This is a genomic window from Candidatus Hydrogenedentota bacterium, assembly GCA_035416745.1.
GTDB lineage: Bacteria > Hydrogenedentota > Hydrogenedentia > Hydrogenedentales > SLHB01 > UBA2224.
This window is the reverse complement of sequence record DAOLNV010000054.1, coordinates 25,300-32,762: the sequence shown is the minus strand read 5'-3', so window position 1 is coordinate 32,762 and position 7,463 is coordinate 25,300. Positions and strand designations below refer to the sequence as shown.

General features: G+C 58.7%; 6 protein-coding genes. 2 read left to right on the top strand and 4 right to left on the bottom strand.

Annotation, left to right across the window (positions count from 1 at the left end; genetic code table 11):
- The coding region (locus PLJ71_15365; GenBank protein ID HQM50066.1) for an aminotransferase class III-fold pyridoxal phosphate-dependent enzyme at positions 1-1,298 on the bottom strand (1,298 nt) is incomplete at its 3' end.
- A 121-nt stretch (positions 1,299-1,419) separates the two neighbouring features.
- The gene (locus PLJ71_15360; protein ID HQM50065.1) at positions 1,420-2,727 is read right to left on the bottom strand and encodes an ABC transporter substrate-binding protein; all 1,308 of its coding nucleotides are present in this window, start codon (positions 2,725-2,727) and stop codon (positions 1,420-1,422) included.
- A gap of 159 nt (positions 2,728-2,886) precedes the next feature.
- Between PLJ71_15360 and PLJ71_15355 the strand changes: the two genes are divergently transcribed.
- Both PLJ71_15355 and PLJ71_15350 read left to right on the top strand, forming a co-directional pair.
- On the top strand, positions 2,887-3,798 hold the full coding sequence (locus tag PLJ71_15355) for a sugar ABC transporter permease (protein ID HQM50064.1): 912 nt from the start codon (positions 2,887-2,889) through the stop codon (positions 3,796-3,798).
- On the top strand, positions 3,795-4,727 hold the full coding sequence (locus PLJ71_15350) for a carbohydrate ABC transporter permease (GenBank protein HQM50063.1): 933 nt from the start codon (positions 3,795-3,797) through the stop codon (positions 4,725-4,727). Before PLJ71_15355 ends, PLJ71_15350 begins: the two co-directional genes overlap by 4 nt.
- 51 nt (positions 4,728-4,778) lie before the next feature.
- Here the strand turns inward: PLJ71_15350 and PLJ71_15345 are convergent, their stop codons facing one another.
- Both PLJ71_15345 and PLJ71_15340 read right to left on the bottom strand, forming a co-directional pair.
- Positions 4,779-6,203, bottom strand: a complete 1,425-nt coding sequence (locus PLJ71_15345) for an MFS transporter (protein HQM50062.1) — start codon at positions 6,201-6,203, stop codon at positions 4,779-4,781.
- Positions 6,204-6,577: 374 nt separating this feature from the next.
- Positions 6,578-7,285: a hypothetical protein gene (locus PLJ71_15340; GenBank protein ID HQM50061.1), complete on the bottom strand. Its 708-nt coding sequence runs from the start codon at positions 7,283-7,285 to the stop codon at positions 6,578-6,580.
- Positions 7,286-7,463 lie beyond the last annotated feature (178 nt).

Genomic DNA, 7,463 nt, shown 5'->3' with positions numbered 1-7,463 from the left:
TCCTCATAGTATGCTCCAACCTTCTTGATTCTCTCGCGGTTCGCCTCGACCCAGCGCATGGTAATCAAATAGGCCAGGGATGCCAATTCTTCCTGCCCGTTGGTCACCAGCGCCCCGAACTGCGGCAGGCTGTCCATGGCGGCGCTGAACAGGACCCTCGAAGCGGGATACTCGCCCCCCGGAAACCCTTTCCCGACAACCACGAACGTTGGCTTCACTCCGTATTCACGGTAAAGATAGAGCTCGGGACTCCACACGCAGGATTGAATCTCATCGCAAACCGTGGGCACGTCGTGCTTGCGGCACAACGCGTACGCACGCCGAATAAACCCTTTGGACAGGCGCACCGCCCCGTAGTTCATCAGGACCAGCTCGTGGAAGAAGCCCGCAATTTTGTAGGGAGGCCTCTCCCAGCGCGCAAATACCTCCTCGAGATCATTTAAGTTGTTCGGCCGTACCGCGCGCACGGTGAACAGGCCGCTCTTCTCCAGAATGCCCGCCATTTCGGGCCACATCCCGCGCATGACCTGCGTCAGCAACGTCGTGCCGTGATAGTTGGCCTCGAGTCCGCCCTCGTCATCGCCCAGGACCACGACCACCGGTTTGCGCCCCGCGTACTTCGGGGCGAGTCCTCCGGCTTCGCTGCGATAGAAGCGCGCCAGTATCATCTTCAGAGCCGCCTCGGCGGCGAGGCTGCCTGTCTCGAGGTTCAGCACCCGGTTGAGAACGGTCGTCGCTCTCGAGCGCAACGTCCTTGCCAGTGTCGTCCCGTCCCCGCGGGAAATGCCCGAGGCCGCCCGGACCATCTCCTGCTCGAGGAGGCGGGTGATATGCCCGCGCGTATTGTTGTGGGTGGCGTTCGGGATACCAAGCGCCTGCGCATGGCGAATCAGGGCATAGCCGGGGAAACCATGACCAAGCGGCGCATGGTAGTGTTCGCTCTTGGATGTCAGGTACAAGCGGCCGTTCTCGCCTATCCGGAAATACCCCCACGCGCTGAGAGGCGCCTGCTCACTATGGGAGTGGCTCTCGAACTCGAGACTCGTGGCGCCGCCGGAGGTCTTCGGAGCGGGGGAGGTGCACACCGTCCCGACCTGCTCCAGCCGTGCCGACAACCGCCGCTGGAACTCAAGAGGCAAAAAGTCAACCTTGCGCCTCGCTATCTCGCGCAGCGCCGCCACCGAACTCTCGCGGAGAAACGCCCCTGCACGGCACACAGCATCTATATAGTCTTTCCCCGCAAGGTCTTGCAGACTGATGCGCGGCGATGCAAACTGTACGTCGGATATGCGAGACACGTACCACTCCCCACCTGCCGCCTTTCACCGTCAGGGCGGCGATGTTCGTTCTTGAGCGATATTGTTCTTTATGGTAGTGCCCACGGACCCAGCTGTCAATACGAAAACCTGTCAAGCCCGCTCATGTACCCTTCCGGCCCATCACCCATTCCTGATCCAGCATTCCGAGCAGGGCATCGATGTCGCGGTTTCCAGCCATGATCTCCTGCATCACCCGCATCATGGAGGTATAGAAGACCGCAGGCACCATGTCATCCAACGCGATATGGAAACCCAAGGTATCGCCATACTTGGCATGGTTGGCCGCCATGTTCTCGATAAACTGCCGGGCGGGTGGCCACTCATATTGGGGACGGGTCGCCGGGACCTTCCCGGCGGCGCCCATCATTCCCTCGCCGTTAAGAAATGCCTGGTAAACAACGGGATCATAAAATGCCTCGAGGACCGCGACCGCCTTCTCGTGTTTTTCGCCCACAGCGGAGGTGGTTATGGCCCAACCCGAGGGCATCCCGGAGGTCCTGATGAACGCAGGAGGATTTCCGAGCAGAGAGGGTACGGGCCAGTAGTCGATATCGACATCGACTTTCTCCGGCTCAAGGTCCCCCGCCAGCCAGCATCCCATGAACCACGTTGCGCCCTTGCCCCCGTAGAAATCGCGCTTTTCCTCGTCGTACCCGTCGCTGGAAGCGCCCTCGGGCACAAACCTCTCGACCAGCTGAATCATGGTCTCGATGGCCTTACGCGCGACCGGGTCTTTCAAGAAAGTGACCTCGTCCCTGTCGCGTTTGATAGTCCACGAAGGCTCGCCGGGTTTACGGTCGCGCTGGTACATGTCGGCGCCGAAAATATAGGACAGCGGCTGGGACGCGGACCACTCGAACCCCCCGAGCACGACGGGTTGATAGCCTTTTTCTTTGAGTTTCTCGAAAGCAGCGAAATAAGCGTCCCAAGTCTCGGGCGGTTCCGTTACGCCGATGTCAGCCCACATCTTCTTGTTGATCGCGACCCCCTGAAGCTGAAGGCCCGGCTGGGAAGTGTAGCGTTTGCCCTTGTACGGAGGTGGCAGAGCAATCCCGAATTCCTCGTAGAAGCTGTCGGGAAGCGGGATGAGATGGCCTCCATCCGCAAGGAAATTCGTCATCTCCCAGACCATGATGACTTCGGGAAGGTCGCCCGTAGCAATACGGGACTTGTAGAACGACGACCCCTCGGCATTGCCCAGGTCGATGAGTTCCATACGCCAGCCGGGGTTTTGTTCCGCGAAGACCCGGCTCCACGTTTCGAAATGTCTTCGGAAGCCCTCCCGGCCGCCAATATTGCGCGTGACCCGAATGACTTCGCCCTCTTCCATAGGCGCGCCACAACCCGCGAGTAGCGCCGCCCCGGCAATCACCGCCAAGCAACTGGAAACAGTTATAGAACCTCTCACGTGCCGCCCCCCCTTGATTATCTTCCCATCATGACGCGTAGTTTAGACGAGATTCCAGGTTCGTTCCACCGCACGCTGTGCTGGCCTCTGCTTTGCCCAACGCCCGAACCCTCTGCTATTCTCCGTAGCGTGCCGTAATGCAGCCGGGGACAACTACCCATGAACCATCCTGCTCGGACCCATGCCCGCGAGAGAATGTGGCGCGAGTTTCTCGCGTCGCTGGTGCTGTGCGGTCCCGCCGTCGCCCTGTATGCGGGGTTTATCGTGCTGCCTGCACTCATGGGTTTTGGCTACAGTTTCACCAACTGGACGGGATGGACCGACAATCCCGGTTTTGTCGGGCTGGCCAATTTTCGAGAGCTCGCGGCCGACACCATGTTTCGCTCGTCCGTGCGGTTCACCCTCTTCGAGACAGTCCTGCTGACGCTCTTCTTCACCTTCGCGACGATGTTCCTGGCAGTGCTTCTCGACAAGCTTCGCGTTATGAAAGGGCTGGTCCGCGGGATGTTCTTCTACCCCTATATCTTGAGCATCCTGGTTAGCGCACTGTTGTTCCGTTACCTTGCCAACTACCGGGAAGGGGCTATCAACATCCTTCTTGAAGCGATACACCTTGATGCGCTCGCCCAGAACTGGATGTTGGCGCGCGAGTGGGCGCCCTATTTCGTCTTTGCTCTGGTGGCATGGAGCGGGCTGGGCTTCTTCACCACTCTGTACCTGGCGAACCTCCAGACCATCCCAACCGACCTCTACGAGGCTGCCCGAATAGACGGCGCCGGGCCGCTCCAGGTATTCACCCACGTTCAGTTCCCCATGCTATTGCCCACAATCACCACAAATTCAGTTCTGGCCCTGATTACCGGCATCAATCTCTTTCCACAAATCGTGGTAACGACCCAAGGCGCGCCTGGATACGATACCTTCACCATCGGCTACTACATTTACCATCTGGGGGTGCTCAACAACCGTCAAGGCTACGCCGCGGCCGTGTCTTTCGTGACCTTCACGGCGCTGGTGGCCGTGGCGGCGGTTCAGGCATCCCTCCTGAGGCGAAGGCAGGTGGCCCTATGATCACGCGGAACGATTCAAAGCGCCGTTGGCCCCTCTTTGAAATCGCAATGCTCCTCCTTGGAATCCTGTTCGTCTCGCCCTGTCTGCTGGCGGTGATCAATTCACTGAAACCGTTACCCGCGATTCGCGAGAATCCCTTTGCGCCTCCCAACGGCCTCTATCTCGACAGTTACCGGTTCCTCTTCACCAAGGCGCGCCTCGCCGGCCCCATGGTCAACAGCCTGATCATGTGTATTGTCGTGATTCTGGCCCTCATCACTACAGCGCCGATGGCAGCCTACTCGATGACGCGCCGCCGCATGGCTTCCGGAAAGTTCCTCCGCCTCTTCTTTCTCGCGGGACTCACGATACCCTTTCAGATCATCATGGTGCCCCTCCTGAAGGAGTTCAAAACTATTGGCGCGGCCTCCATAAGCGTGCTGGACCGCGTCGCACCCGCGGCGGGGGTTCACGCCACGACATACGGGACCGCCGGTGAAACGCTGCTTGCGCAGTCGGGCGCCGACTTCTCCTACTTTGCCCTCTGGGTGCATTACGTCTCGTGGGGACTGCCCCTATGCATTTTCATCTACAGCGGTTTCATGTCGACCATTCCCAAGGAGATGGAGGAGTCCGCGGCATTGGACGGTTGCGGTTCCGTCTCGACATTCTGGCGCATCATCTTTCCGCTGCTCGTGCCATGCACGATCACGGTCATCATCTTCTGGGGGTTGTGGATCTGGAACGATTTCATGCAGGCATTCATCATTGTGGGACCGCGCGCTCAGCTGGTGTTCGTCCAGTTGTACACGTTCCTGACGGACAAGTACGTCAAGAATTGGAGCAACATTTTCGCGGGAACCGTCGTCTTGTCCCTTCCCGTGACCGTCCTCTACCTGCTCATGCAAAGGCGCTTCATAAAAGGGCTTATGGCGGGCGCACTCAAGTGAGCCCGGCCGCAGGCGGCAACCCAAACAGAATGAACGCCGGGGGGTCGTGTTCTACAGGTCGGGGCTCTGTGGGGCGCGGTGGTTTGGGTTCCGGTTGCTCTGGTGAAACCCCGCCGTGATGTAGAAGATGCGGGCCAGCGTGCGGATAGGCAGGCCGGGATTGAGCAACTCGGTAACAGACATTTCGACCGGCTCCCCGTCCGGAACTGTCACCCGGCACAACATTGCGCAGAGTACCCCGCCGATACCCGCCGCGGCAAAGCACAGGCGAAAACCATCGAGTCCCCACGCGTCGATGATTTTTCCGGCGATGATCGGCGTTATCCCTAGCGCAATGGATGTGACGATGCTCCACGTGTTGGTATATGCGACGAGACCCGTTGCCTTGATGAAATTGAGGTTCGCGCGGTTGGCCGAGACGTTGAATGCCGCATTGAACACGGCGGCCATCACCGCGGCGGGCAATACTGCCCAACGGGTCCATCCCTCATCCGGCAGAAGCAGCAGGAAGAACAAGGTCGCAAGCGAAAAGGCGAAAAGCGTCTTGGACATCGCCCGGGCGCTGCCGCTGTGGTCGGCGAAACGGCCCCAGGCCCGGATGGTCAGCAGAATGCCAAGACTTCCCGCCGATGTAATGGCCGTAATGTATCCGGACGACATTCCAAGCGCGTCGCGCATGTACAGAATCGAACAGGACGTGTACCAGGCAACGCACGAAAAGCTCAGTGATGAAACCGCCAGGAAACGAAGGTACGGGAGATCCGACAGAACGCGGAAATATGAGCCGAAGGTCTCTATATCGCCTTCCTTCTCGGCGGAACCCCTGCCGCCGGGGATACGCGCGATGTAGATAAGGCTGGTCAATCCCGCCATTACGCCAATCATGAAAATCAGCAGGTAACGCCCCAAGGTCTGGGAATTCATCAAAATAAGAGCCTGCACGCCGAACACGAGCACAGAAATGAGATTGGTGACCATGGTCTCCGCACTGAAATAGAGGCCGCGCTGATTCGCAGGGACCAATTCGTGAAGCCACGGCCACCATCCGCCCGCCCCAATGGCACGGGCGATGCAAAACCCCAGCGTGCTTCCCATCAGCACATACCATGCCGCACGGGGACCCCAGCTCTCGTATACCCAGGGAATGAAAAAAACACCGCAGACGATGATGTTCCGGGAAAGCCATGCTACGAGCATAAGCCGTTTCGAGCCTACACGGCTGATGATGCGCACCCCGAAAAGAACCAGAATCATTGACAACGGCGTAAACGACAGAAGTCTTCCTACCCAGGACGGCGGCATATCGATGCGGCGGGCCAACAGCACCAATGCCGGGCCGAGCACACATTGCCACCCGACAACATTGAATGACACGTACCAGAGAAACGAGCGGGGACCCTTCTCCAGCTCATGGAGCGTCTGCACGATGGGAAGGCGGTGCCAGAACGACGTTCCGTCTGCAATTGTTGCGTTCATAAGTGCTATTTAACTGCCACACAGCCTGGTTGTCAGGGGTTACCATAATAGACAGCGGGCAACGGCGGATTTCATGGGGAAAGACCATTCCGAGCCTGCGGATCGAACTAATTATACCCTAATACCCGACTTATTGTCGCATTCGTTCTAGGATGCGCAGCCCACTGGCCGAAAGATCCGTCTTTTTGCCCCCCTCAGGAATACCCGGGCCCGATACCTTGCCCATTTGCCGGACGATGGGGATTCACAAGAGACAGAAGGGTTGAAGGTCCGGATGGTAGCCCCCGAGACAGGCCGAATTCTTCAGGATAGGATTGCAGACATCGCTCGTGATGGGCAGCCCCTGCCCACGCGGCGCCTGGCAAACGGCGCACTCAGGACGCCTCATCCTCGCGCCACGTCAAGTCGGTTGGAAGCTTGACCAGCCCGGCCCGGTGCTGTTCCTCGATAGGTTTATTGCTGAGTTTTGAGCGGTTCACAAAATACCATTTCAGGCCGCGGACCGGCCACAGCGGGATGCTCTGCACGTAGCGAAGCTGGTCAACGATTGCCTCGGTAAAGGCATCCCCGAAGCTTTTGTTCATGGCCTGCGGCGCGATACGTCCGGCTGTCTGGAGGTAGGCCAGAGATACCTGGTGCCACCGCCACAGGGTGTCGAAGTCGGTGTTCTCGAAGGCCTGGCAGTATCGTCCGGGGCGGCGGGGCAGCATCAATCCGTCCCTGGAATTGGTTGTGGTGAGGGTACGGTTTGGCGTCAGATAGGTGACAAAATCGTAAGCATACTTGTCTCGCACACCGTACATGCAGAAAAAGGTCGGGGACTCGCTCAGTTGCCACGCGGCAATGAAGACCGTGTTTGGCAATTTCATCGAGCTGCCGCCCAGAAAGCGAAGCCCTTTGGTGCGGGCCCATTGGTCGGTTTGCGTCGCGACGCGATAATCGAGGGGAAATTCCTCGAGTAAAGCAGGTTCAAGTGAATGTTTCGCCTTTGCCATCCCCTTGATGGACAAATACAGCATCACGGGAACGGCGAGAGTTGGCAAAACCACGAGTAACGCAATAGCGACGGCGCCGATCCACATTCTACTGCCCTCCTAACCTCGGGAACAGGATGGTAGCGCGAAAACACGCGTATGTCCAGCAGGAATGCGGGCTTGGAAGGATTTTTCAGTTCGCCGGTTCAGGCTTGATCTGACCCTTGATGACGACCCAGGAGTCTTCCTTAAACCGGTCGGCCCCCGCCAACTCATTGGGAGTGCC